Genomic DNA, 23,231 nt, shown 5'->3' with positions numbered 1-23,231 from the left:
CCTGCTTACTCCGCTCTCCGCCCGCGGCCCGGGACCGCGGAGCGCAGGAGGCGGAGCAGACGAGTGCGGCGCGGTACGTGACGCCGGACGGTCTCCTCGACCGCCTCACAGTCCGCCCACGCCGAGGCCACGGCCGCGGTGTCGGGTGTGCGGCCCCCGTACGCGACCTCGTTGACCAGGGTGGCCAGCGCCGGCAGGCGCCGACTCGCGGCGTCCCCCACTCGCTCCGCGCCGAAGTCGGCCACCTCCTGCGCCGTGTGCGCTCCCGTGGCGGGAAGGCCGATCTCCGTGAGGCGTTCGACGATCTGCTGCCAGGCGCCGAGGACCCTGCGCCGCGCGTCCGGGTCGTTGCGCCGTCTGCTGCGTCTGCGGTACGGCAGCCACAGCGCGTACAGCACATAGGCCGTGGCGAGCAGGAGCAGTGCGAGAGGAACGACGAGCCAGACGGGCGGACCGGAGCCGGACGCACCCCCGGCGGCGCGGGCGGCCTCACCCGGCGTGCGCGGGTGCGTCGACGGCGGCGCCGGTTCGGCGCTCTCCCGGTCCCGGTCCGCCTGCTGACGATCCTCGGGCTCGTTCGCCGATACGGCGGGGGAGCCGCCCTGCGCGGCCTCGCCGGGCGTCGGATGGAACGGCACCCAGCCGACACCGCTGAACCTCACCTCCGGCCAGGCCAGCACGTCCCGTCCGCGTACCTGCCAGGTGCCGGAGCCGGTCCGGGTACCCGGACGGAACCCCACGGCCACCCGGGTGGGCAGGCCCAGGGTGCGCGCCAGTACGGCGTACGAGGCGGCGAACTGCTCGGACGTACCGCGCCCGCCCTCCGCCAGGAAGAACTCCAGGCTCCGGTAGGTGTGGCCGGGCAGCGCCTCCGGGTCGAGCCGGTAGGTCGCGCGCAGCCAGTCGGCCAGTCGCACGGCCCGCTCGTACGGGTGGGCGCTGCCCCGGGTCACCCGCTCGGCGAGCTCCCGGAAGGACCGCACGGAGGGGATCGGCTGCCCGGCCGCGTCGAGGGCGGGGAGCTTCACCCGTGCCGGGTCGTCGGCGGCGGCCGCGTACCGCAGCCGCTCGGCGTCGTACCCGGGGAGGTGCGAGGTCGCGGTGTAGGTGAAGCCGCGCGGGACCGCCTCGCCCGTGGAGAGCACCCCGCTGTCCGGGTCGACGGACAAGGAGGTGCCCTCGGGTGTGCGCACGGACGAGGGCCGGTCGGCGGTGGGGAGCCAGATGCCGGGCAGCGACTGCACGGTGAAACGCTGTGCGAGCGTCTTGGTACGTCCCGGGTCGGCGCCCTTCTCCGCCGGGACCCGGCCACCGGTACGGGTCAGCCCGGCGCCGCTGGTCCAGGTCGTGCCGTCGTATCGGTCGAGGACCGCCAGCCGGTAGTTCCCGGGGGCCGCGCCCGAGGTCCGTACGGTGAAGACGCTCTCGTCGCCGTTGCGCATCCAGGCCGCGACCTGGTCCAACGGGCTGGTGGACTGCGGCCGTACGGTCGGCGGCGTGACCGTCTCCCGCAGGTCGTAGGGGGCGCCGAGACCGGGAAGGTGCGGGCCCAGCAGCGCCGCGACGAGTCCGGGCACGGCCACGGCCGGAAGCCTCAATGCCAGGGCGCGCAGAGGCAGTTGGGCTCGTGAACGCACCAACGCCAGCAGCGCGGCGGCCCCGGCCAGCGCGCCCGCGGCCGGGTACGAGGTGCCCGGGCCGTCCGCGCCGAGCACCAGCGGGAAGCCGAAGGCGAGGACCGCCGGGAGAGCGGGGAGCAGCGGGGAGCGGGTGCGCAGGGCGAGTTCCGCGGAGACGGCGGCGGCCGTCCACACGACGGCGTGCGGCAGCACCAGCAGCTCGGGCTCGCCGGGCGCGGGCAGGATGGTGGAGAGCAGCGCGTGCGGGGCGTCGAGCAGCGCGGACCACGCGGCGCGCAGCGCGGGCCCGCCGGGCAGACCGTCGCTCACCTCGTGGAACAGCGTCGCGCTGACGACGACGGCCCAGACGACCACGGTGAGCAGGGCGGACGGCCAGAGCGGTGTGGTGGGGCGGCGGCCCTGGTCGTTCTCGCGAGCGGGGCGGCGGCCGAGCAGACCCGACAGCACCGCCGACAGGACGATCGGGCCGAACACGGCCACCGCCAGCACCGGAAGCAGCTCGGACGGCGGAAAGACCCGGGCGAATCCGTACCCCGCGGCGCCGCACAGAGCGGCCACGGGCAGCAGCGACCACAGTCGTCGGACCCGGTCGGTGCTCACCGCACGGCCTCCCTACGCCATCCGGCCAGCAGCTCGTCCAGCGACGCGACGTACAGCTGCCGTACGTCGGAACCGGGGCCGGACGCCTCGCGCGTGGCCGCGTCTGCGGCGCCGACGCGCAGCATGGTCACGCGGTCGAAGCGGCGCCGTACCCGGTCGACGGCACCGAGCCCCTGGATGTCGCCGGTGCCGGTGACGACGACCAGCGCCCCACCTCCGCGATGGCCCTCCAGCCCGTCGAAGGCGGCGGCCACGGAGACCAGGTCCGAGCGGCGCACGACGGCCAGCCCGTCCAGCAGAGCCTCGCCGTCGCTGCCCGAGCCCTCGGTACGCAGGACCGCTCCCGCCTCGCTGACCAGCTGCACGGGGAAGTGGGAGCGGGCGGCCGCGTATGCGATGGAGGCCGCGCAGTCCACGGCCAGCTCGAAGTCGTCCTCCGAGGCGTAGGCACGCTGCCGGGTGTCGAGCACGAGTGTGGTGTGCGGGAGCGAGACATCGACCATCTGACGAACCATCAGCGTGCCGGTGCGGGCCGTCGACCGCCAGTGGACCCGTCGCAGGTCGTCGCCGAGGACGTACTCGCGCAGCGTGTGGAAGGTCAGCGAGCCGTCGTCGGCGGTGTCGGAGGCCGGGCCCTCCACATGGTGCGCCTGCCCGGACGGCAGCACGGGCAGCGGGCAGATCCGGGGCCGTACGAGCAGCGTCTCCGAGGCACCGTAAGGGCGCATACGGCGGGCGAGCCCGAGCGGGTCGGTGCGTTCCAGCCGCACCGGCCCCGCCGGGACGTGGCCACGGCGGGCGGTGGGCAGCGCGTACCGCAGTTCATGGGCCGTGCCCGGGCGCAGCGGCGGTACGTCGACGACGATGTCCCGGTCGCCGCACCGGTCGACGACGCGCAGGCCGCGCCGGGTACGGCCCCCGGTGTTGGTGAGGACGAGGACGCCCTCGGCGGGATCGCCCCGCCCCACCCTGCGCGGCGCGATCCGCCGCTCGGCGCCCAGTACGGGTGCGGGCAGCGCCCACAGGACGGCGACGGCGACCGCGAGCACGCAGGTCACGCCGAGCGCCGCGGCCTCGCCGTACCCGAGCCCGTAACCGACGGCGGTCAGCGCCACGCCGCCGGCCAGCGTGCCCCACCCGGTGGCCGACAGCATCAGACGCGTGCCCCGCTGTCCACCGGCACCGTAGTCAGCACTTCCTCGATCACGTCCGCGCCGGTCCGGCCGCTCAACTCGGCCTCCGGCGTGAGGATCAGCCGGTGCGCCAGGACTGGCCCGGCCAGCGCCTTGACGTCCTCGGGGAACGCGTACGGCCGGGCCCGCGAGGCCGCCCGCACCCGCACCGCCCGCAGCAGGGCGACGGAGCCGCGCGGCGAGGCACCGAGGCGTACGTCGGGGAGGGCGCGGGTCGCCGCCACCACCCGCACCAGGTAGTCGTACAGCGCGTCGGCCACCTGCACCTCGGCGGCGGCCAGCGCTATGAGCTCCGCGACCTCCTGGGCGGTCGCGACGGGGGTCAGCGACTGGGGGTCGGCGCCCGCTTCCTTCAGGTCCTTCAGGACCGCGACCTCGGAGGCGTGATCGGGATAGCCGACGGTGATCCGCATCAGGAACCGGTCGAGCTGTGCCTCGGGCAGCGGGTAAGTGCCGCCCATGTCCACCGAGTTCTGCGTGGCGAGCACCATGAACGGGCGGGGCACCGGATGCGTGGTGCCGTCGGCGGTGACATGGCGCTCCTCCATCACCTCCAGCAGCGCGGACTGGGTCCTGGGCGAGGCACGGTTGATCTCGTCGCCGAGCACGATGTGGGCGAAGACCGGGCCGGGGAGGAACTCGAACACCTCGGTGTTCTGCCGGTAGACGGTCACCCCGGTGATGTCGGACGGCAACAGGTCCGGGGTGAACTGCACACGCGCGAAGTCGGCCTCGATGGAAGCGGCGAGGCAGCGGGCGAGGGTGGTCTTGCCGGTGCCGGGGACGTCCTCGATGAGGAGATGACCCTCGGAGAACAGGCAGGTCAGGGCCAGTTCGACGATGTCGCGCTTGCCCTTGACGACACGCTCGATGTTGTCGGCGAGGGCGTGGAAGCTCTCGGCGAAGCGGGCGGTGGCGTCGGTGGGGGGTGGGGTCATTCGCATTCCCAGACGTCGGGGTTGGCACGGGAGTTCACGAAGAGGTCAGAGGTGTATCCGGTGATGTCCTTGTCGATGCCGGGGTGGTGGAAGGTGTGGTAGGCCCAGAACTTGGTTGTCTCATCGTTGTAAGTCTGTTCCTGGCCCTCCACCTTGCAGTGGACGGTGGTGACCTGGGTGAGGTGGCCGCCCGGGTTACCGGGGATCTCGCCCGGCCGACCGCTGCCGACGGTGGTGGGCAGCGAGCGGATCCCGACAGGGGTGCTGTTGGCGGTGTTGTTCACGATGGCCATCTCCTGAGAGGGCGGGGTCAGGTCGATCTTTCCGGACACCGCCGCGCCGGATCCGGCGGCGTTGCCCGCCATTACCGTCACCCAAGTGACGGTGCCGTTCTTCATGTTCTTGTACGTGTGACTCAGCTCGGTGGTCTCCGCCGTCCCGCCGGGCCCGTTGACCGCGTACGTCACCGTGCCGTTGGCCCCCTGCGGCGGCTGCCAGGTCACCGTGCCGCCGTGTCCGCCCTGCGTGGGAGTGAAGGTGAGTTCCCGCGGCGCCCCCGGCGCGACACACGGCCGCGCGAGTGCCGACGGCGCCGACTCCTTGCTCGGCTTGCCCCCGGCGTACTCCGCTACCACGGTGAAGCTGTACTGCTCCTCGCACGAGCCGCCCTTGACCTCGAAGGCGAACGGGCCGTCGGGTCCGATCCCGTCCGGGGTGACGGTCTGGTCCGGCGCCTGCCCCTTGAGCACGTAGCGCCGCGGGGTCGCCCCCAACGCCTCGGCGAAGGTGATCCGGATGGCGCCCATCCGCGACTCCGCCTGCGGAGCGCCCGGCGCCCCGGGCTCCTGGGCCGGCGGGGGTGAGGGCACCGTCCCGGTCGGCTCTCCTCCGGGCGCCTGCGGGTCCGGTCCCGGTCCCGGCGTCCCCCCGGCGGGGGCGTTCGCGCCCGGGGTAACCGTCCCAGACGGAAGTCCCGCGGCGGGGAAGCCCGTCGGGACGCCGTCCTCGACCCACCTCTCCCCCGGCTCCAGCGCGGAGGGCACCTCCGTCCCGTACTTGCCGATACGCCTGACCTCGCCGTCGGCGTCGATCACCGCGGCGTGGGCACTGTCCGGGTCGTTGACCCACAACAGGCCGTCGCGTACGAGGAGTTCGAGCTCACCGGCACTCTCGGTGATCCGTACCGGTTCGGCGGGCGCGGCGAGGGAAGTGTCGTACACCAGCAGCCTGCCGGTGGACTCGTCCGGTATGTAGACCCGCTTGCCGAGCAGTTGGGGCGCTCCCAGCCGCTGGCCCTGCACGGGCACGCGGGCGCGCACGGTGTGCCTGCTGAGGACGTCCAGCAGCACCAGATCCCCGCTGCGGCCGACCAGCACCGGCACCACGGAGCCGTCGGTGCTCGTCGGCACCAGGGTGTCGGACGCGTCGGCCCCGGAGCTCGCCCCGGTGTTCGCGCCGCCGAGCTCAAAGGTGCCCCGCACGCCCGTGGCCGTCAGCGCCTTCAGCACGGCGGCGGTCCGGTCGGTCACCACGGGGCGGCCGTCGGCGAGGGTCAGCACCAGATCGTGGCCGGGTTCGGCGACCTTGACCGCCGTGCTCTTGCGGCCCTTGACGAAGGGCACCACCGTGCCCCGCTCAGCCAACGGCACCCACAGGGTGCCCTCCTGGTCCACCACCGCGGCTCCGGGCTTCCCGCCCAGGTCCACGGCAGGGCCGGCGGCCGTCGTCAGCGCCGGGTCGATCCGCCGCACGGTGCCCCGCACGGGGTCGACGACGTACGCGTACGCGCCGCCGGAGACCAGCTGCAGCCCCGCCGCACCGTAGTCCGCGGACTGTCCGGCGGTCAGCTGCGAGGCGTCGATCCGGGCCACCCGGCCGGTCTGCTCGTCCAGCACCAGGGTGCTCCCGCCGCCCCGCGCGACCGAGACGCGGTGGCCCGCCATCCCGGCCGGCAGGACGACCTTGCCGTCCACGGCACCGGTCAGCCCGTGCACGTGGGCGATCTCGCCCTTCTCACTGCTCGCCAGCCAGGCCCCGATGTCGGCGAGCCTGGGCCGGCTGCCGGACGCACCGGCCCCGACGGCGAGCGAGGTGCCGATGAGCGCACCGACCGCGCCGACGGCGACGTAGCCGGTGACGCGGTTGCCGGTCGGGCGCAGTCTGGCCCAGGCGGCGATGGTCAGGGCCGCACAACGCTGTCGGAGCTGCGGGCCTGGCGTCCTGGTCTCCGCCGGCATCTCTGCCCCCTGGTCCGGCATCTCTGTCCCCCAGTGCTGATGCCCAACTCTGCTTGCTAAAAGGGTAATTGACGATCGAAGAGGTGTCAGTTGTTGCGTACGTGACCGCCGCTTCGCGGGAAGCGGCGGTCACGGCGATCAGGGGTCGTGGCTCAGCAGTCGGCGACCCACTTGTGGGAGGCGATGTTGTCGTTCAGGGACTGGCCGCCCCCAGCTCCGTTGTGCGGGAAGTAGTGGTGGACGATGTTCTCCAGGTACACGCCCCTGTTGAGGCAGAAGTGGGCGCCGGTCTGATCGGGGCCGTAGTAGAGCCAGACGTCATGGGTGAAGCCGCCGTTCTCGACGGAGCTCCCCTGGTTGCGCATGTTGCAACTGGCCCAGTTGGCGTTGCCGGACCACTGGCAGTGTCGGCCGCCCCTCTTCTGGTGCTCCCACACATGGAGGTAGCCGTCCGCCGCCGCCACGGCCCGCGTGGACGACGAGGTCGATTCGGACGCCTGCGCGGCGCCGGGCAGGACGGTCAGGCTGAGGGCGGTGACGCCCACGGCCGCCAGCGCGGTGGCGATCCTGGTCTTCAACACGGGTACTCCTCGGTCGAGTTGTGGAGCCCGGGGCCTCTGCCCGAGCCCCGCCGACGCTGGCAAGACCCGTCGACGCCTGGCAACGAATCGCCGCCCGGTGGGATGCTGGGACGCCGAAACGGGTGGTGACCCAGTGCTTCGACGACCTGCTGGGACACCGCTGGGACAGAGCGATGGCGCGGCACGGCGGTGGGTGCCGAGGGGGAAGAGCAATGGGATCGCAGCCCGAGGAGTTCGAGGCGTTCGCGGCCTGTCTGCGGGCGCTCAAGGAACGGGCGGGCCTCAGCTACGGAGCGCTGGCCCGCAGGACCCGAATCAGCAGCTCCAGCCTGCACCGGTACTGCTCCGGTTCGTACGTCCCCCAGGACTACGGGTCGGCACACCGGTTCGCGGTGGCATGCGGGGCGTCACCGGAGGAACTGCGCCGATTACACCGGCTCTGGGCCTTGGCGGACGCGGCGCGGGAGCCTGATCGTGGCGCGGACGCGGACGCGGGCGTGGGCGTGGAGGCGGGCACGGGCACGGAGGTGGACGGGGATCCGGCCGTCGACGTCACCGTCGCCGCCCCGGATCCGGCCGCCGACCCCGCGCCAGATCCGGTCGCCCCCGCTCCTGCCCCCGCCCCGGACATACGCCCCACGCCATGGCACCGCAGAAAACCGCCCGCGCTCGTCGTGATCGCGCTCGTCCTCGCGTTGGGGGCCACGGCATGGGGGATCGCGGCCGTGTCCGGAAACGGATCCGCCGACGGCGACGAGGACCGCCCGCTGTTCTCGCCGGCGTGCGCCGATCCGGTGCGTCTGGGGCAGCGTGGGGCCTGCGTACGGGAGGTGCAGCGGCTTCTGGCCCGAGCCGGGGCCGAGTTGGACGTCGACGGAGATTTCGGCCCGCAGACCCTGAGTCGGGTGACCGCCTTCCAGGTGCTGTCGCGCGTCAACGCCAACGGGGTGGTCGGCGAGCAGACGAAGGAGGCGCTCTACGCTCCGAAGGCGATCCAGATGGACACGTGGCCGCCCGACAAGGTCCGGCAGCGGGTCCGCGAGGTCTTCCGCGCAACGCCCAGCCGTGCGAGCGCCCTCGCCGACTGCCAGTCGTCCCTCGATCCGCTGCACATCGTGCCGAACACCGACGGCACTCGGAACTGGGGTGTCTTCCAGCTCTCCGATGCCGGGCTACGGAAGCTCGGCGGCACACCCCGCGACGCACTGGACCCGGAGTGGAACATCCAGGCCGCCCACCGCCTGTGGAGCCAGGCGCAGGGCTTCGGCGACTGGGCGCACTGCGAGCGAGCGGCGTCGCGCGAAGCCGTCGGACCAGCCCTGGTTCAGGCGGTCGGCGACCGGCCGCCGGCACCGGAGGAGGACGACTCCTGGTCTCCGTCGCCCGCGACCACCACCGCCTGCCCGACGCCGGGACAGCGGTTCAAGACACCCAGCAACGACCGGGTGTACCTGGTCGGCCCCGGCAGCCGTCTATACTACATCCCCGACTGGACCGTCTACTTCAGCCTTTGGGACGACTGGAACGGCGTCGCCATCGTCAACGGCAGCGTCTTCGCGGACTGCGCCTGGGACGAAGCGCGCGAGCTGGCCAGGGCGTTCCTGGCCAAGCCGAGCGGCAGCTCGCGGACCTACATCTGGGACGCGTGGTACGGCTACCGCTGGATCCCGAGCCGGACCGCCTTCGACAAGTACGGCTTCTCACCGGCGAAGGTCCAGACCCGACCCTCCCTGTCTCCCGTCAGTGGGGACGCCGGCTGGCGGTGAGCCAGGTCTGTCACAGCCGCGTGACGGCACCGTCCTGGGCGTGAGACGGCACGAACCGGTGGTCAGAAGTGGTCGTCTTGGTGATCGTCAACGCGCGGTACCGATCACCTGGTGCACCGCAACTGCCGCCCTGGAAGGGACATCCCTAATGAACCGTCGTCTGCGCACCGCCGTTGCCGTCACCGCCGTGATCGGCGCGGGTCTGCTGATGACAGCGTGTGGGGGCGGTGACAAGTCGTCGGCGTCGGACTCCTCGGCGGCATCGGGCAAGGCGAGCGCGACGGCGGCCGGCGGCGGCGCGGGTGGGGACAAGGACGCTGGAAGCACAGGTTCTGGTGGCTCCAGCGCTTCGAAGTCCTCCGGTGGCGGGTCCGCCGGGAGCAACTCGTCGGAGAAGTCCGGTACGGACGGCAACGACACGTCCGGGGACAAGACCGGCTACGGGCAGAGCTGCGGCACCAACGACATCTCCTGGAGCGTGAGTTCCGAGAGTCAGGCGGGCGGCTACTACCTGATCAAGGCCAAGGCCAACCCCGGTATCACCTGCGTCCTGCCCGCCGCGCTGCCGGTCGTGGCTTTCGGGTCGGACGGAACGGAGGCCGGGCCCGCGGAGCAGTCCGTGGGTCAGGAGATCACGCTGCGCGAGGGGGTCGTCGCCTACGCCGGTGTGAACCCGAAGACCGTCAACGAGGACGGCGGCAAGGAGTTGGACAGCCTCATCGTCTCCGTCTCCGACGACGACCCGAACCCGGTGTCCCTGAAGGTCGGCTCCTTCGTCGTCGACAAGCCGATCGTCACCAACTGGCACACCTCCGCCGCCGACGCCGTTCCCTTCTCCGGCTGAGGCGGCCCGGAACACCCCCGAACGTGACGTGACAGATTGCATCCGCAACTGGCATGCTCACGGCCGCGATCACCATCGACATCGGGGGAACGATGAGCACAGGACCGGGAGGGTTCTCGGCGCGGCCCGAGTCCATCGACAGCAGTTCGCATCTCTTGAACGAGCTGGCCGGACTGCTGTACGCCGGGCGCATGGACGGGGAGAACGCCACGCAATGCCGTGTGCCGCGCGCCCATCCCCAAGTGGCCGAAGCCGTTGAGGACTTCGCGCGGTTCGCGCAGGATCAGTACGGGGACCTGGTGACGCTGCTGTCGGCCCTGTCGACGAAGCTGCAGTCGACGGGGCACGCCTATGTGCAGGCCGACGGCGACGCGCGGCGTGCGATGGACGACCTCCTCGACAACGGGCGTTACGTCGCGCCCGAGGACCGGTGAGCGCCATGGCCTACCGTGCGGACGTGGAGTTCCTGGGCGACTCGAACCCACAGCTGATCGAACGGACCGCAGCCGAATACGGCCGCCTGCACACCCTTCTGGCTTCGTGTGACGACGACTTCCGCAAGGCCGGAAAGGTGGAGTGGGAGAGCGAACAGAGGGAGCGGTACACCAAGCGGCTGAAGGAGGCACTCGAACTCGCGGAGTACCTTTCCGCGGCCTTCAGGCGCGTCAGCAAGGCGCTGGACGGCTATGCGACGGCTGTCGAGCGGGCCAAGGGGCACTTCAAGAGCGGGCAGACCACGGAAGAACGTCTGGTGGAGGTGATGTCGCGGGAGGCTCACGCGATCACTCCCACAGCGCGTGCCGCCGAGCCCCTGCACCAGTGGGAGGACCTGCGAGGCACGACCGGTTTCCTCGACTGGGTGGCAGAACTCACCGCCGACGTGGACGCGATCCGCGATGAGGCCGAGCACTACTACGACGCCACCAGGAGCCACTACGGCGACGCCGAGCGCGTGGAGTCCGCGGCCCGGGAGGACTGCCTGCACGAGATACGGGCAGCCCTGCGGTCCCTGCCGGACTTCCGCGGTGGGGACGGCGACTACCCCGCCCTGCTGATCAGCGCCGTGGACGCGCTGCGCCGTGAAGCGAGCCAGGCCGGCCGCAACCCGAACACCCAGCTCGCCGGCACCGGCATGAAGGTCGACTCGATCTCCGGGGTGTCCGGCGACACCGCGGTCTCGCCGTCGCTGCGGCGCATACGGGAGCGGCTGGCGCGATTGCCGGGCGCGCAGGACCACTATCTGTATCTGCCGTCCAACGACGACGCAGGACGCCGCACGTACATCTCGGGGAACAAGGCACTGATCAACGACGCGGCGCGCAACTCCGGGCTGCCGCCCGAGATGTTGGCGGGCATCGCCTGGCAGGAGGTCGAAGGCGATCCTTCCTGGATCGACGCCGCCGCCTATGGCGTCCGCCGTCACCTTCCCGGCATGGGAGAGGCGGACCAGACCTCCATGGGGCCGATCGCCATCCAGGTGCGCCGGTCCGCCGAAGTGCTCGGCTACGACCCGCAGAACCTCACCGACGCACAGCGCGAAGAGGTGGTCAACGCGAGCAAGGACCCGGGGCAGAACATCTACATCGCCTCGGAGTATCTCGCCCAGCTCAAGGCGGAGAGCGAGTTCGCCGACGTGCCGCCGGAACAGATGACCAGGGAGCAGATGCGGGAGCTCGCGGCCCGCTACAACGGTGGCCCCTACTTCCGGAGCGAGGACGCTCAGATATACGGCCGCGGATTCGACAGCCACGTCGACGAGGCGAAGCGGGCACTCGAATCATGACCGCGTCACCGGCATCGGAGGCGTCAGGGGGGTCAGAGGCTGCGGGCGCGGCACAGGTGTCGCGGGCGTCGCGGGCCAAGGGCGTCGCGTGCGCGGTCCTGCTGGTCATCGGCTGCCTCGTGGCGGGAGCCGCGACTGCCATCGCCTATCTGTCGAATCCGCTCGGCCCCTGGGACCACCAGGCCTTCGACCACATTCGACTGTTCGGGAAGCTGGGCCTCGCCCTCGCCTTGCTCACCGCACCCGTCGCCGTTCTGGCTGTCGTACGCCGCTGGCTGCGGCTGTGGTGGCTGGTGCCGTGCGTGGTGATCGCGCTGGCTGCCTGGGGACGCCTGACGGTGTTCCTTCCGGCGCCCTGACGTTGCGAAGGTCGAGTGTGGCGCAAGTCACGGGAAGTCGGTGCGGGGTGCCGGACAGCTCATTGAGGTGAGCACTCCTATGCGAACCCGGGTACGGGCCGGGGATTCGAGCGCGTTCGCCGAGCTCTTCGACGACTACGCCCGCGCGGTCTACAACCATGCCTTCCGGCTGACCGCCGACTGGTCGACGGCCGAGGACGTGATGGCCGCGACCTTCATGGAGGCGTGGCGCCTGCGCGACAGGGTCGACCCGGAAGGCGGCTCCCTACGGCCGTGGCTGCTGGGCATCGCCACCAACACCGCGCGCAACCAGTACCGGAGCAACCGGCGGTACCGGGCGGCCGCGCAGGCGGCCGCGGCGGCCGAGCTGTCGGTACCCGACCACGCCGAGGAAGTGGCGGACCGGCTCGACGGCCGGCGACGCCTCGCGACGGCGCTCACCGCCCTGGCGTCACTGCGCCGTCCGGAGCGCGAGGTCATCGTGCTCTGCCTGGGGGAGGGCCTGGACTACGAGGCCGCGGCCGAGGCGCTCGGCATCCCGGTCGGCACGGTCGCCTCCCGGCTCTCCCGCGCCCGCAAGAAACTCCGCAAGACGGCCGAGGCCGAACTGCTCGAAGAAAGTCTCGGGAAAAGGGAATTCGGCAGCCCTCGCCGACAGACAAGAGGCGATCACGCACACGCGATCCGGCCCGCACAGGAAGGAAACCGATGAACGCGAACACGTCCCGGCAGAACGCCGACGAGAGGGCAGAGGGCGCACAGCTCTTCGACCGGACGACGCGCGACCTGCCGCCGGGCCGTCACCAGTTCCACAAGGAGCGCATGATGGCCCAGATTCACGAGACGCAGACGGAAGAGCGCGGGGCGGCGACGTCGACCCACCCGATGGCCCCGGCGAAGACCCGGCGCTTCCGGCTGCCGCGCCCCGCGATCGCCCTGCCCGCCCTGGCCGCCGTCCTCGCCGGGGTGGTCGTCGCAGGGGTGGCCGCATCCGGTGGCGGCACCGGGATCGAGGACGGAGGGCTCGCCACCGGACCGGCCCTGACCACGACCGTCGGTGTCGCGTCGACCAAGGGTGTACCGCAGCTGCTCGACCGGATCGCGCTCGCGGCGGCCGAGGACGGCCATCCGACCGTCGAGCCCGGCCAGTACATCTACGTCGAGTCCAAGACGGCCGACACCTTCCTGAAGACCGTCGACGACAAGACCACGCTGGCCAGCCACGCGCTGCACACCCGCCAGGTCTGGGAGTCCCCGGACGGCACCAAGGGCTGGCTGATCGACCCCGCGGTCAACGACAGTCCGGAGGGCGAGACCCTGAGCCTCCCCGACGAGCAGGGCAACACTCCCGAGGCGTACCTGAACAGTCCGTCGTACGACTACCTGGCCAAGCTGACCACGGACCCCGACGCCCTCCTTGCCAAGATCTACAAGGAGACCGAGGGGCACGGAAACACCCCCGACCAGGAGGCGTTCACCACGATCGGCGATCTGCTCGGCGAGAGCTACCCCCCGGCGGAGCTGTACTCGGCCCTGTTCAAGGCCGCCGCGAAGATTCCGGGTGTCGTCGTGGTCGACGACGCGGTGGACGCGGCGGGGCGGCACGGTGTGGCGGTGGCCCGGCTGGACGAGACCAGCGGTCAGCGTGAGGAGTGGATCTTCGACAGGAAGACCCATGTCTTCCTGGGGGAGCGCACGGTCCAGGTGAACACCGTCGGCGGGGAGGGCGGCTTGATCAAGCCCGGCACGGTCGTCTTCACCAGCGCCATCATGAACCGCGCCATCGTCGACGGCATCAAGCAGACCCCGTCACAGGCCGGCTGACGTATCCAGAGGCAGGCATGGGGAGGCGCTCGGTACCCCCGGTGACATCACCGGGGGTACCGGGGAGCCCGCGCTCCTCATGGACATCCCCCTCTTCATTGGCATCCCCTTCCTCATTGGCATCGACCGTGGCAGCGGCGTACCGGCCTACGTGCAGATCGTCGAGCAGACCGAACGGGCGCTCCGGATGGGCACGTTGAAGGTCGGGGACAAGTTGCCCACGGCCAAGGAGGTGGTGGCCGCGACCGCCATCAACCCCCACACCGTGCTGCGGGCCTACCGCGACAGGGAGCAGGCCGGACTGGTCGAACTGCGCCGCGGGCTGGGAACTTTCGTGACGCGGTCGCTGGCGCGGCCCGAAGCGGAGGACGACTCGCCCCTGCGTGCGGAACTCGGCGACTGGACAGCACGCGCAAGGGCGGTGGGTCTGGAGCGGGCCGACATCCTGGCCCTGGTCACAGCCGCTTTGGACGCCACCGACAGCGAGCAGGACAGCGGGGACGGAAAGAGGAGGACGCGATGACCGGGCCTGACGCGCCGGCCGCGCTGCGCGCCACGGGACTCGGATTCCGGTACCGGGCGCGGGGCGCCTGGACCCTGCGGGACTGCGGGTTCACCGTGCCCGGCGGCCGGATCACCGCTCTCGTCGGGCGCAACGGCGCCGGCAAGAGCACCCTGCTGCAGCTGGCCGTGGCCTGCTGCACGCCGGTGCCGGGGAGCTGCGCGTACTGGACGCCGACGCCCTACGGCACCCCGGCCGGGTCACCCCGTACATCCGCCGGGCCGGCCGGGACGCCTGGCTACGCCTGAAGCACGCCGACCACGTCGGCTCCTACCGCGCCGTGATGGCCTCGGACACCCGCCGCAACCCGGAGGCCGCCGTCGGCAGCCAGACCCACGAACGCTGGCTGGCGCTCGGGCAGACGCAGTTCGACTACCTCGTCGAGCACGGGCTGCGCCCCGAACACCGCATGCTCGACATCGGCTGCGGCAACCTGCGCGGCGGCTGGCGGTTCATCAACCACCTCGACACCGGCGACTACTACGGCATCGACATCTCGCCCGACATCCTGATGGCCGCCAAGAAGACCCTCGCCGAGCGCGGCCTCCAGGCCAAGCTGCCGCACCTGACCATCACGAACGACCTCACCCTGGACTTCCTGCCCAGCGACCACTTCGACGTCATCCACGCGCACAGCGTCTTCTCCCACTCGCCGCTGGACGTCATCGAGGAGTGCTTCGCCCACGTCGGCCGGGTGCTGTCCGACACCGGGTACTTCGACTTCACCTTCGACCGGACCGAGGGCACCGAACACCAGGTGCTGCGCGAGGACTTCTACTACCGCACCGAGACCCTCCTGGCCCTGGCCGAGAAGCACGGCCTGCACGCGCGCTTCATGGAGGACTGGGAGGAGCGCCCGCACGGCCAGTCGAAGATACGCGTCAGCCGCTCACTCATGGCCGTCGTGTAGGCCGGTCACGGTCCTACGGCCGTCTCGGCCCCGCGACCGCGTAGGCCGCGGTGCCGGCGATCGCGAGGACCAGGGCCGTCCAGGTGCCCGCGGCCGTGCCGGGCGGCAGCATCATCCAGGTCATCACCTGCGTCGGCACATCCGTGGGGGACGGGGCGAAGAGGGGCAGCGCCAGCCAGCCGACCGGCAGCGTCCACGCGTGCTGTGCCCCGCAGATCGTCGCCCCGATGGCGCAAAGGCCCGTCAGGCCCGCGCAGTTGCGCACGACGAACGCGGTGGTGGCCAGGTCCTCGCCCAGCGTCTGCACCGCCAGCAGTACGGCGCCGACGACCGTGCCGATGAGCAGCACGTGGACCGCCCTGCGGGGCATCCAGCGGATCGCGGCCGTGCGGTCCAGCGCGAGGTCCTGACCGCCGAGCCCGATCGAGGCCGCCATCGCCCCGGCGGCGAGGACGAGCGTGGGCAGCCGCGGATCGGCGGGCCCCGCGCCGTTGCCCCGGGCGAGTGCCCAGACCGCCACGGCGCTGGTCACGACCACGGCGAACGCGGCGGGCACCTGCCGCGAACGCGCGTACAGCGTCAGCCATCTCACCGGGACGCACCGCCGTCCAGGATGTCGAGGGGGTCGCCCTGGCAGGAGAGCGCGGCCGTGTGCATCGCGTTGATCCGAGCGCGCTGCTCGGAACGCGGCAGCGCCTTGAGTTCCTTCCACACCGGGCGGGCCACGTCGAGCTGGTCGCGCGCGGAGTGGACACTGCCGTCGAGCGGTTCGAGGTCCCCGAGGACCCAGCCCGCCGCGACGCTCTGCCCGGCGATCTCGCCGAGCGTGCCGCTCTCGTTGGCGCTGCGGGCGAAGCAGACCGGGGCCATGCCCTGGGCGAGCAGGGCCCGGGTCAGGTCCTGGCCCTCGGCGCCGGCGATCACCCGGTCGTCGAAGTCGATGAGGACGGTGTCGCGCGGCCGTTGGGGCGTATCGCCGAGTCCCCGTACGGCGGTGCTCTCACGGATCGCGTCCGGCGCCCGGTCGCCCAGCGCGTCGTGCAGCAGGGCCAGCGCCTTCCGGCCAGGGCCCGCGAGGTCGTCGAGCTGTGCCTGGTGCGCCTTGGTCACGCACACCGGGCCGTCGCACACCATCGCCGCGGCGGCCTCGTCGACGACGTACGTCCGGCGTGGGTCGGAGGGGACGACCAGCAGGGCGAGCGCCGCGCCTGCCAGGACGGGCGTCAGGGCGAGCAGCCGGGCGCGCCAGGTCGCGACGGCCAGCAGGGCGAAGCCCGTCGCGGCCATGCCGAGCAGCCAGAGCGTCTGCCCGAGGTGCACGGAGGCGGGGAGCGTGAGGAACACGTCGCGCACCTCTGACACCGCCGGTGACAGCAGCGCGATCCGGTTCGGCACGATGGACGTGGGCGTCCCCGACTCCAACGACATCCGCAGCAGGTTGACGAACACGAAGGCCGTCACGGCCAGCGCGGGCGGGGTCAGCGGGGACGGCAGCATCCGCCCCATTCCCATGCCCAGCACGGACCCCGCGACCAGGGCGAGTGCCCCCACCAGCGAGATCGGCAGCCATCCGAGGTGCGTGTACGCGGTGTCGCCGAGCATCACCTGGGCCGCGCCCAGGAGGACCAGGAGCGCGAAGGCCGAGGCAAGCGTGAGGGCGAGGGTGCCCGCCAGTGTGGCCGCGCGGTGCCAGGCGGGCCGCGGCGTGCTCGTCAGCAGCTCGGACATCTTCGAGCGGTGGTCGCGCAGCCCCTGGAGCGCCCCGAGCGCCACGACCAGCGGCCACAGATAGACCAGCAGGAGGCGCGTCCACAGGGCCATGGACGTCCACTGGGCCGTCCACAGGGCGGTGCCCTTCCACCACGGGCCGCTCAGCAGGTACAGGAACGCCAGTGCGGTCGTCAGGACCACCGCCCCGGCCCACGGGGCGACGGAGCGCCTCAGTTCGATGCGCAGGACGCGGACGTTCACCAAGTACCCTTTCCCTGCTTCGGGTTGAGAAGCATGGCCGAGTAGCCGCGCTCCAGCGGGCTGTCACCCACGTGCTCCGGGCCGCCCACCGAGGCCAGCTCGTCCGGCGGGCCCTGGAAGACCAGCCGGCCCTCGGCGAAGAGCACCACGTCGGTGCAGGCGGCGGCGACGTCCTCCACCAGGTGGGTCGAGACGACCACGCAGGTGTCCGTGCCCAGTTCCTGAAGCAGTCCGCGGAAGCGGAGCCGCTGCGCCGGGTCCAGGCCGACCGTCGGCTCGTCGAGGAGCAGGATCGCCGGGTCGTTGACGATGGCCTGGGCGATGCCGACGCGTCGCACCATGCCGCCCGACAGGGCTTTCATCCTCTCGTCGGCCCGGTCCGCGAGACCCACCCGCTCCACGGCACGCTGCACGGCCGCGGGGATGTCCGCCTTCGGCACCTCCTTCAGCCACGCCATGTACTCGACGAACTCGCGCACCGTGAAGCGCTTGTAGTAGCCGAACTCCTGCGGCAGATAGCCGATCCGGCGGCGCAGCGCACGGTGCTCGCCCATGCCGCCCGCGGGCTCGCCGAGCAGTTCCAGGGTGCCCTCGGTGGGACGGAGCACGGTGGCCAGCGCCCGGATGAGGGTGGTCTTGCCCGCCCCGTTGGGCCCGAGCAGACCGTGTACGCCGGTGCCCAGCGACAGGTCGAGCCCGTCCACGGCCATCCGTTTCCTTCCGACCCTGACCTTCAGCCCGGTGGCCCGGATCTCCCAGGCGTACCGCGTAGGTGCGATGTCGGCCGAGCTCACGGCGGACGTCATGTGGTGGTCCTTTCCGACCTTTCGGATGGTCATCGATGGGCTCCCAGCACGGCGTACGCGTCCCTGCGGACGATCACGACACCGATGCCGAGCGCGAGGATGAGCCCCCATACGGGCAGCCCGTCCGTCTGCAGGGCGAAGGCGGTACGGCCGGCGGCCAGGCTCGGCGCCACGATCACCGCGGCCCATACGGCCACCAGCGCGACGGCGGCGCGGGTCACGCCGACGACACCGCCGAGCGCCAGGGTCGTCGAGGTGAAGGCCAGACAGGGCAGCAGCCACTGCGCGGCCGTCACCCCCGTCACCCAGCCGCCCGCCAGCAGCGCGGGGACGACCACGACGAGCACGGAGGCGGTGCGCCGCAGCACCAGGTGGAGCCCGGCCCTGGGCACGGAGGCCGTCAGTTCGTACGCCGGGTCCAGACCGCGCGACCACGACGCCGCGACACCGAGCACGGGCAGGACCGGGGCGAGCAGCAGCACCAGCGACACCTCGCCGGTGCCGCTGTCGACCACGTCCAGCAGCAGTGCGAGCAGCGTCACGCTCATGACCATGGCCAGCCACGGCACCATCACCGGCGTCATCCACACCGACAGCCGCGCCGACCAGCGTCGGCGGGCCGGCACCGGACCGGCCGTGGCCAGCTGCGGCTCCAGGTCCGACCACACGGTGTCGACCAGCGCCGCCACGCCGGGCACTTCGGCGGCGACGACGGCCGCCAGCCGCTCCCGGCACATCCCGCACGCCTCCAAGTGGGCCTCCAGGGCCCACACTTCGTCGGCGGCGAGGCCCGTGTCGTCACCGCGTGCGTAACCGTCGATGATCCGCATCGACGCGTGCTCCCCACTCATGCCAGCGCCTTCCGCATCGCGTGCCGGGCCCGCCGGGCCCGGGTCTTGACCGTGCCCTCGGGCAACCCGAGCAGGACCGCGGTCTCCCGGACGGACAACCCGTCGAGGACCATGGCCTGCAGTACCTGCCGGAGCTCCGGCGCGAGGCGCCGCAGCGCGTCACCGACGTCACCGCCGACGGTCGCCGCGAGCGCCTCGTCCTCGGCGGCGGGCACCGCGTCGGGGAGAGCGGCCGCCGCGGGCGGCTCGGCATGGTGGGCCCGGCGCCGGAAGGCGTCGACGAGGCGGCGCGCCGCGATCGTCCACAGCCAGCCGACGGCCGTCCCGCCCACCGAGGCCCCCGCGAACGCACCCGCCGCGCGCCACACCGCGAGATACGTCTCCTGCATGACCTCGGCGACGATCTGCTCGTCCGCGCAGCGCCGCCGCAGCCGCACCGCCATCCACGGCGACGTACGCCGGTACAGCTCCTCGAACGCGGCACGGTCGCCTCTTGCCACGAGCCGGACGAGACGCTCCTCGTCCAACTCGCCCGCTGCCTTCCTGACTGATCTCACACCCTCTAGACGCCCGCCCCCGACGGCAGGTTTTCCCTTCGGTGTGATCCCCGTCATAGCGTGCGAGCGGCTGGGCTAGCCCCAGGTGTCGAGCCACATCCGGGCTCGCCAGGCGTCCACGGGAAGCGTGCCGGCCGTGTACAGCGGGAAGAAGTAGATGAAGTTCCAGACGATCAGCAGCACCAGGACGCCCGCGCCGACCGCGCCCCGCATCCGCCGTTGCCCGTCCGACCCCGGCGGGCCGAGGATCGCTCCGATCATCATCGCGACCGCCAGGCAGAGGAACGGTACGAAGGCGACCGCGTAGAACAGGAAGATCGTGCGCTCCTGGTACAGGAACCACGGCAGATACCCGGCGGCGACCGCGCACAGGACCGCGCCCGCGCGCCAGTCGCGACGCAGGCCCCAGCGGTAGAGCAGATACAACAGCGCGAAACAGGCCGCCCACCACAGCAGCGGTGTGCCGATGGCCAGCACCTCGCGGACGCAGCCGGCCGGCGCCGTGCAGCCGTCCTGGCCGTACTCGGGGGTTTCGCGGTGGTAGAGGACCGGGCGGCCGAGGACCAGCCAGCTCCAGGGGTTGGACTGGTAGCCGTGCGGTTTGGTCAGGCTGACGTGGAACGCGTAGACCTGAGACTCGTAGTGCCACAGGCTGCGCAGCGCGGCGGGTACCCAGGTCAGGTCGAACTGCGGAAGGTCGAACCGCAGGCCGAGCAGCGCGAGATGGTCGGGGGAGCGGCCCTGGCGATCGGCGGCCCACTGGCGGCCGTATCCGTCGCGGGACGCGAACCAGCCGGTCCACGACAGGAGATACGTCGTGATCGCGACGGGTATCAGCGAGAGGAACGCGAAGCCGGCGTCCTTGCGCAGAGTGGACAAGTAGGGGCGCTCGGCGCCGGCCACCCGACGTGCGCCGATGTCCCACAGCACCGACATCAGCCCGAACGCGGCCAGGAAGTACACGCCGCTCCACTTGGTGGCGCAGGCCAGCCCCAGGCACACCCCGGCGGCGATCCGCCATGGTCGAAGGCCCATTCCGGTCCGGTCGCCGGCCGCACGGTCGGGGACCGCCTTCCCGTCCCCGCCGACCGGCAGCGCGGCGGCCAGCCGGGCTCGCGCCCGGTCACGGTCCAGCAGCAGACAGCCGAACGCCGCCACCACGAAAAAGCTCACGACCAGGTCGAGCAACGCGGTCCGGCTCATCACGAAGTGGAGACCGTCAACGGCCAGTAGGACACCGGCCAGGCAGCCGAGCGCGGTGGAGCGGAACAGCCGCCGGCCGATCCGGCACAGCATCAGCACCGACAGGGTGCCCAGCAGGGCGACCATGAACCGCCAGCCGAACGGATCGAGGCCGAAGGCCCACTCGCCGAGACCGATGACCCACTTGCCCAGGGGCGGGTGGACCACATACGCGGGATTCTCCGACAGCGGAACGGCCTGCGGATGGGCGAGCAGCTGCGGATTGGCGACCTCGGGCGGGGGCCAGACGCCCTCGTAGCCGAGCTTGAGGAGCGACCAGGCGTCCTTGGCGTAGTACGTCTCGTCGAACACCACCGCGCGCGGACTGCCCAGGTGCCGGAAGCGGATCAGCCCGGCGAACAGCGCGACCAGCAGCGGACCGCCCCAGCCGGACCAGCGGCCCAGCAACTGCCCCGCAGCAGGGCTGAGTCCGAGACAGCGCCAGAGGCGGTCACCTCCCGGTTCGGGGAACGGCGGGACCAGCCGGTCGCGGGTATCGGTGCGCGGCTGCCCGGCGTAGCCGAAGCGGCGCAGCCGAAGCATCCATGGCGTGGGGGTCATCCCGCTCGTCTACTCGGCGGTCGAGGAACTGGTCACTCGGGGACCGGGCTCGGGCGGGGTGGGCTGCCGCCAGGGAGCCGGCACGATGCTCGTCGCCGGCACCGGCGTGGCGGAGGTGGGACGGTGCTCGCGGCCAGGGGGCCCGTCCTGTGCCAAGGCGCCCGGGAGGAACACCAGCCCGACCCCGCATACGAGAACGGTCAGTGCGGAGCCGGTGACCATCCAGACCGTACGAGCCTCCCGGCGCGCACGGATACCGGCCCGCAGCCGGCGCCGATCCCCGTCCTCGAAGGGGGTGTCCTCCTCGGTGTCGCGCATCATCCGCGCGAGTTCCCGTTCGAAGTGATCCATGGCCTCTCCTTCACTTCACCGGCTCGGCGGCCTCGGACAGGAGCTGCCGCAGTCGCGCCACGCCCCGCGACGCGAGGGAGCGCGCGGTGCCCACCGGGCACCCCAGTTCCCCGGCCACCTGCCGCTCGGACAGGTCCTGGTAGTAGCGCAGCACCACGGCGGCCCGTTGCCGTGCCGGCAGGAGCGCCAACGCGGCCTCCAGCCGGGTCCGTTCATCCACGGCAGCCGTGACATCGCCCGCCTCGGGCAGCTCGGGCAGCCGGTCCACCGGGCGTTCGCCCCACCAGCGGCGCTGCGCCGAGCGGGCCGCCGAACGTGCCAGTACTTTGCGCACATACGCCTCCGGTGCCTGCTCGGCCACCTTCGGCCAGGCGAACCAGAGTTTGACCAGAGCCTCCTGCAGCAGGTCCTCGGCCCGGTGCCGGTCTCCGCCGACGAGCAGACGCGCCAGATGGAACAACGCCGACCATCGAGCCGTCACGAACCGGTCGAAGGACGCCCGGCCCTCGACCCGTGACTGACTCATCAACGTCGTCCTTCACCTCGACATGCGCCTACACCCTCACAAAGACACTGACCCCCACCCCGCTATGCACCCCCTGTGTGTGAGCTGCCTCACGCCCCCGGTCATCGCAGAGCGGTCAGCAGGAGCATGCCCACGCTGATGCCGGCCAGGAAGCCCGCGACCGCGACGGCGGCTCCGGTTTGGTGCGGAACAACCACCCGTCTCCTGCGTCGATGCCGCCCCGGTGCTGTGGCCTGCGCGGCCTTCGTGGTCGTAGGCCCGTCCGAGCGAGCGGGGGCATCGGCGCGGACCCGCTCCAGAAGCCTTGCCAGGAACGGGGGTTCGCCCATCGGTACGGGGATGGCGGCCTTCGCCCGCAGGTACGGTTCGCCGGTCCACCAGCCCAGCATCCGCACCGGCAACTGCGTCTCCACCTGTTTGTCCAGACGGGCCAGGTCCTTGTAGACGCCCCAGCAGGAGGGACAGAAGCCGAGATGGTCCGTGAGTTCCGCGTCCGGCGGAGTCTCGGGCCGTGCTGCCAGCCGCCTGATCGCATCCCTGCAGTCCTGCCGCTCCAGCCGGTCGAGATACAGGTCCATGCGGGCCTGCCGCAACGCGCCTCTGGCCTCGTCGCACGCGGCCGGAACCGCATGGGGGGCCAGTCCTGTGATGCGGGCGGTCAGTGCGGGGGCGTCCCGTTCCACCACCGAGTGCCACAGCAGACGCTGGGTGCTCGCCGGAAGACGCTCGAAGGCGAGAGCCAGCTGTCCGTCCTCACCCCAGGGCCAGCGGGATCCCGCCGCGACCCATTCCCGGAACTCCGTTGACAGGGCTTCCGGTTCCCGGTGCCAGCGCATGACAGCGGTCGTACGCACGTTGCCCAGTAAGTGGGGGCGCAGGCAGCCGGGATAACGGCGCTCGACGAGGGACTCACCGGCGAGCGTCTGTTGCAGCAGGCCGGCGAAGACACGCGCGGTCACGTCCTGCGCGTGCAGCGGTCCCGCCATGCACTGAAAGGCGTACGCCTGCACGGCGGCGTAATGGCGGCGGTAGAGCTGTCGAAAGGAGTCGACCTCCCCCTTGCGTACCGAGAGCATCAGGGCCATGTCGGAAAGAGGCTGCTGGGGCGGACGCAAGCCCAGGAGCAGGT

At 71.8% G+C, this 23,231-nt stretch carries 24 protein-coding genes; 10 read left to right on the top strand and 14 right to left on the bottom strand.

Annotation, left to right across the window (positions count from 1 at the left end; all coding sequences use genetic code 11):
* Positions 1-5: 5 nt before the first annotated feature.
* The 5 genes from BLU79_RS21440 to BLU79_RS21420 all read right to left on the bottom strand — a co-directional run bounded on the left by BLU79_RS21440 (position 6) and on the right by BLU79_RS21420 (position 7,189).
* Positions 6-2,240 (bottom strand): transglutaminase TgpA family protein, encoded by a 2,235-nt coding sequence (locus tag BLU79_RS21440; RefSeq protein ID WP_093907462.1) that lies wholly within the window; start codon positions 2,238-2,240, stop codon positions 6-8.
* On the bottom strand, positions 2,237-3,394 hold the full coding sequence (locus tag BLU79_RS21435; protein WP_093907461.1) for a DUF58 domain-containing protein: 1,158 nt from the start codon (positions 3,392-3,394) through the stop codon (positions 2,237-2,239). The genes BLU79_RS21440 and BLU79_RS21435 overlap by 4 nt, the downstream gene beginning before the upstream one ends.
* A complete protein-coding gene (locus BLU79_RS21430; protein WP_256333412.1) occupies positions 3,394-4,371 on the bottom strand; it encodes an AAA family ATPase in 978 nt (325 codons plus the stop codon). The genes BLU79_RS21435 and BLU79_RS21430 overlap by 1 nt, the downstream gene beginning before the upstream one ends.
* Positions 4,368-6,608, bottom strand: coding sequence for an ATP-grasp domain-containing protein (locus BLU79_RS21425; RefSeq protein ID WP_143052517.1), 2,241 nt, complete (start codon positions 6,606-6,608; stop codon positions 4,368-4,370). The genes BLU79_RS21430 and BLU79_RS21425 overlap by 4 nt, the downstream gene beginning before the upstream one ends.
* Before the next feature lie 152 nt (positions 6,609-6,760).
* The gene (locus tag BLU79_RS21420) at positions 6,761-7,189 is read right to left on the bottom strand and encodes a peptidase inhibitor family I36 protein (RefSeq protein WP_093907458.1); all 429 of its coding nucleotides are present in this window, start codon (positions 7,187-7,189) and stop codon (positions 6,761-6,763) included.
* A gap of 212 nt (positions 7,190-7,401) precedes the next feature.
* Here BLU79_RS21420 and BLU79_RS21415 point away from each other — a divergent pair, with 212 nt between their 5' ends.
* The 10 genes from BLU79_RS21415 (at position 7,402) to BLU79_RS21370 (ending at position 15,237) form a co-directional block, all read left to right on the top strand.
* On the top strand, positions 7,402-8,955 hold the full coding sequence (locus tag BLU79_RS21415; protein ID WP_093907457.1) for a helix-turn-helix domain-containing protein: 1,554 nt from the start codon (positions 7,402-7,404) through the stop codon (positions 8,953-8,955).
* Positions 8,956-9,103: 148 nt separating this feature from the next.
* Positions 9,104-9,799: a DUF4232 domain-containing protein gene (locus BLU79_RS21410; protein WP_093907456.1), complete on the top strand. Its 696-nt coding sequence runs from the start codon at positions 9,104-9,106 to the stop codon at positions 9,797-9,799.
* Between the two features lie 53 nt (positions 9,800-9,852).
* The gene (locus BLU79_RS21405) at positions 9,853-10,233 is read left to right on the top strand and encodes a hypothetical protein (protein ID WP_256333411.1); all 381 of its coding nucleotides are present in this window, start codon (positions 9,853-9,855) and stop codon (positions 10,231-10,233) included.
* Positions 10,234-10,238: 5 nt separating this feature from the next.
* Positions 10,239-11,582, top strand: a complete 1,344-nt coding sequence (locus BLU79_RS21400; RefSeq protein WP_093907455.1) for a lysozyme family protein — start codon at positions 10,239-10,241, stop codon at positions 11,580-11,582.
* Positions 11,579-11,941, top strand: a complete 363-nt coding sequence (locus tag BLU79_RS21395; RefSeq protein ID WP_143052516.1) for a hypothetical protein — start codon at positions 11,579-11,581, stop codon at positions 11,939-11,941. The genes BLU79_RS21400 and BLU79_RS21395 overlap by 4 nt, the downstream gene beginning before the upstream one ends.
* A gap of 79 nt (positions 11,942-12,020) precedes the next feature.
* Positions 12,021-12,653 carry an RNA polymerase sigma factor gene (locus BLU79_RS21390; protein WP_093907453.1) on the top strand — a complete coding sequence of 211 codons (633 nt, stop codon included), beginning with the start codon at positions 12,021-12,023 and terminating at the stop codon, positions 12,651-12,653.
* Positions 12,650-13,765, top strand: coding sequence for a CU044_5270 family protein (locus tag BLU79_RS21385; RefSeq protein WP_093907452.1), 1,116 nt, complete (start codon positions 12,650-12,652; stop codon positions 13,763-13,765). The genes BLU79_RS21390 and BLU79_RS21385 overlap by 4 nt, the downstream gene beginning before the upstream one ends.
* A gap of 79 nt (positions 13,766-13,844) precedes the next feature.
* Positions 13,845-14,288, top strand: a complete 444-nt coding sequence (locus tag BLU79_RS21380) for a GntR family transcriptional regulator (protein WP_093907451.1) — start codon at positions 13,845-13,847, stop codon at positions 14,286-14,288.
* Positions 14,285-14,575, top strand: coding sequence for an ATP-binding cassette domain-containing protein (locus BLU79_RS50025; protein ID WP_371131904.1), 291 nt, complete (start codon positions 14,285-14,287; stop codon positions 14,573-14,575). Before BLU79_RS21380 ends, BLU79_RS50025 begins: the two co-directional genes overlap by 4 nt.
* The gene (locus BLU79_RS21370) at positions 14,461-15,237 is read left to right on the top strand and encodes a class I SAM-dependent methyltransferase (RefSeq protein WP_093907450.1); all 777 of its coding nucleotides are present in this window, start codon (positions 14,461-14,463) and stop codon (positions 15,235-15,237) included. The genes BLU79_RS50025 and BLU79_RS21370 overlap by 115 nt, the downstream gene beginning before the upstream one ends.
* A gap of 13 nt (positions 15,238-15,250) precedes the next feature.
* On the opposite strand, the gene BLU79_RS21365 is transcribed toward BLU79_RS21370, so the two are convergent.
* The 9 genes from BLU79_RS21365 to BLU79_RS21325 form a co-directional block, all read right to left on the bottom strand.
* Complete coding sequence (locus BLU79_RS21365; RefSeq protein ID WP_093907449.1) at positions 15,251-15,829, bottom strand: hypothetical protein; 579 nt, start codon at positions 15,827-15,829, stop codon at positions 15,251-15,253.
* Entirely contained in the window at positions 15,826-17,208 is a 1,383-nt protein-coding gene (locus BLU79_RS21360) for a hypothetical protein (RefSeq protein ID WP_093907448.1), read from the bottom strand. Before BLU79_RS21360 ends, BLU79_RS21365 begins: the two co-directional genes overlap by 4 nt.
* On the bottom strand, positions 17,205-18,014 hold the full coding sequence (locus BLU79_RS21355) for an ABC transporter ATP-binding protein (protein WP_256333410.1): 810 nt from the start codon (positions 18,012-18,014) through the stop codon (positions 17,205-17,207). The genes BLU79_RS21360 and BLU79_RS21355 overlap by 4 nt, the downstream gene beginning before the upstream one ends.
* 29 nt (positions 18,015-18,043) lie before the next feature.
* Positions 18,044-18,865 carry a hypothetical protein gene (locus BLU79_RS21350; protein WP_093907446.1) on the bottom strand — a complete coding sequence of 274 codons (822 nt, stop codon included), beginning with the start codon at positions 18,863-18,865 and terminating at the stop codon, positions 18,044-18,046.
* Positions 18,862-19,365 carry an RNA polymerase sigma factor gene (locus BLU79_RS21345; protein WP_371131911.1) on the bottom strand — a complete coding sequence of 168 codons (504 nt, stop codon included), beginning with the start codon at positions 19,363-19,365 and terminating at the stop codon, positions 18,862-18,864. The genes BLU79_RS21350 and BLU79_RS21345 overlap by 4 nt, the downstream gene beginning before the upstream one ends.
* A 132-nt stretch (positions 19,366-19,497) precedes the next feature.
* Complete coding sequence (locus tag BLU79_RS21340) at positions 19,498-21,225, bottom strand: dolichyl-phosphate-mannose--protein mannosyltransferase (RefSeq protein ID WP_093907444.1); 1,728 nt, start codon at positions 21,223-21,225, stop codon at positions 19,498-19,500.
* Positions 21,226-21,234: 9 nt separating this feature from the next.
* Entirely contained in the window at positions 21,235-21,576 is a 342-nt protein-coding gene (locus BLU79_RS21335) for a hypothetical protein (RefSeq protein ID WP_093907443.1), read from the bottom strand.
* 10 nt (positions 21,577-21,586) lie between these two features.
* Positions 21,587-22,102: a SigE family RNA polymerase sigma factor gene (locus BLU79_RS21330; RefSeq protein WP_093907442.1), complete on the bottom strand. Its 516-nt coding sequence runs from the start codon at positions 22,100-22,102 to the stop codon at positions 21,587-21,589.
* 101 nt (positions 22,103-22,203) lie between these two features.
* Complete coding sequence (locus BLU79_RS21325) at positions 22,204-23,187, bottom strand: RNA polymerase sigma factor (protein ID WP_143052515.1); 984 nt, start codon at positions 23,185-23,187, stop codon at positions 22,204-22,206.
* Positions 23,188-23,231: the final 44 nt, after the last annotated feature.

Origin of the sequence: Streptomyces sp. cf386 (assembly GCF_900103585.1) — a bacterium.
Lineage (GTDB): Bacteria > Actinomycetota > Actinomycetes > Streptomycetales > Streptomycetaceae > Streptomyces.
The sequence above is the reverse complement of the archived record's forward strand: the minus strand, read 5'-3'. Positions and strand labels throughout refer to the sequence as shown.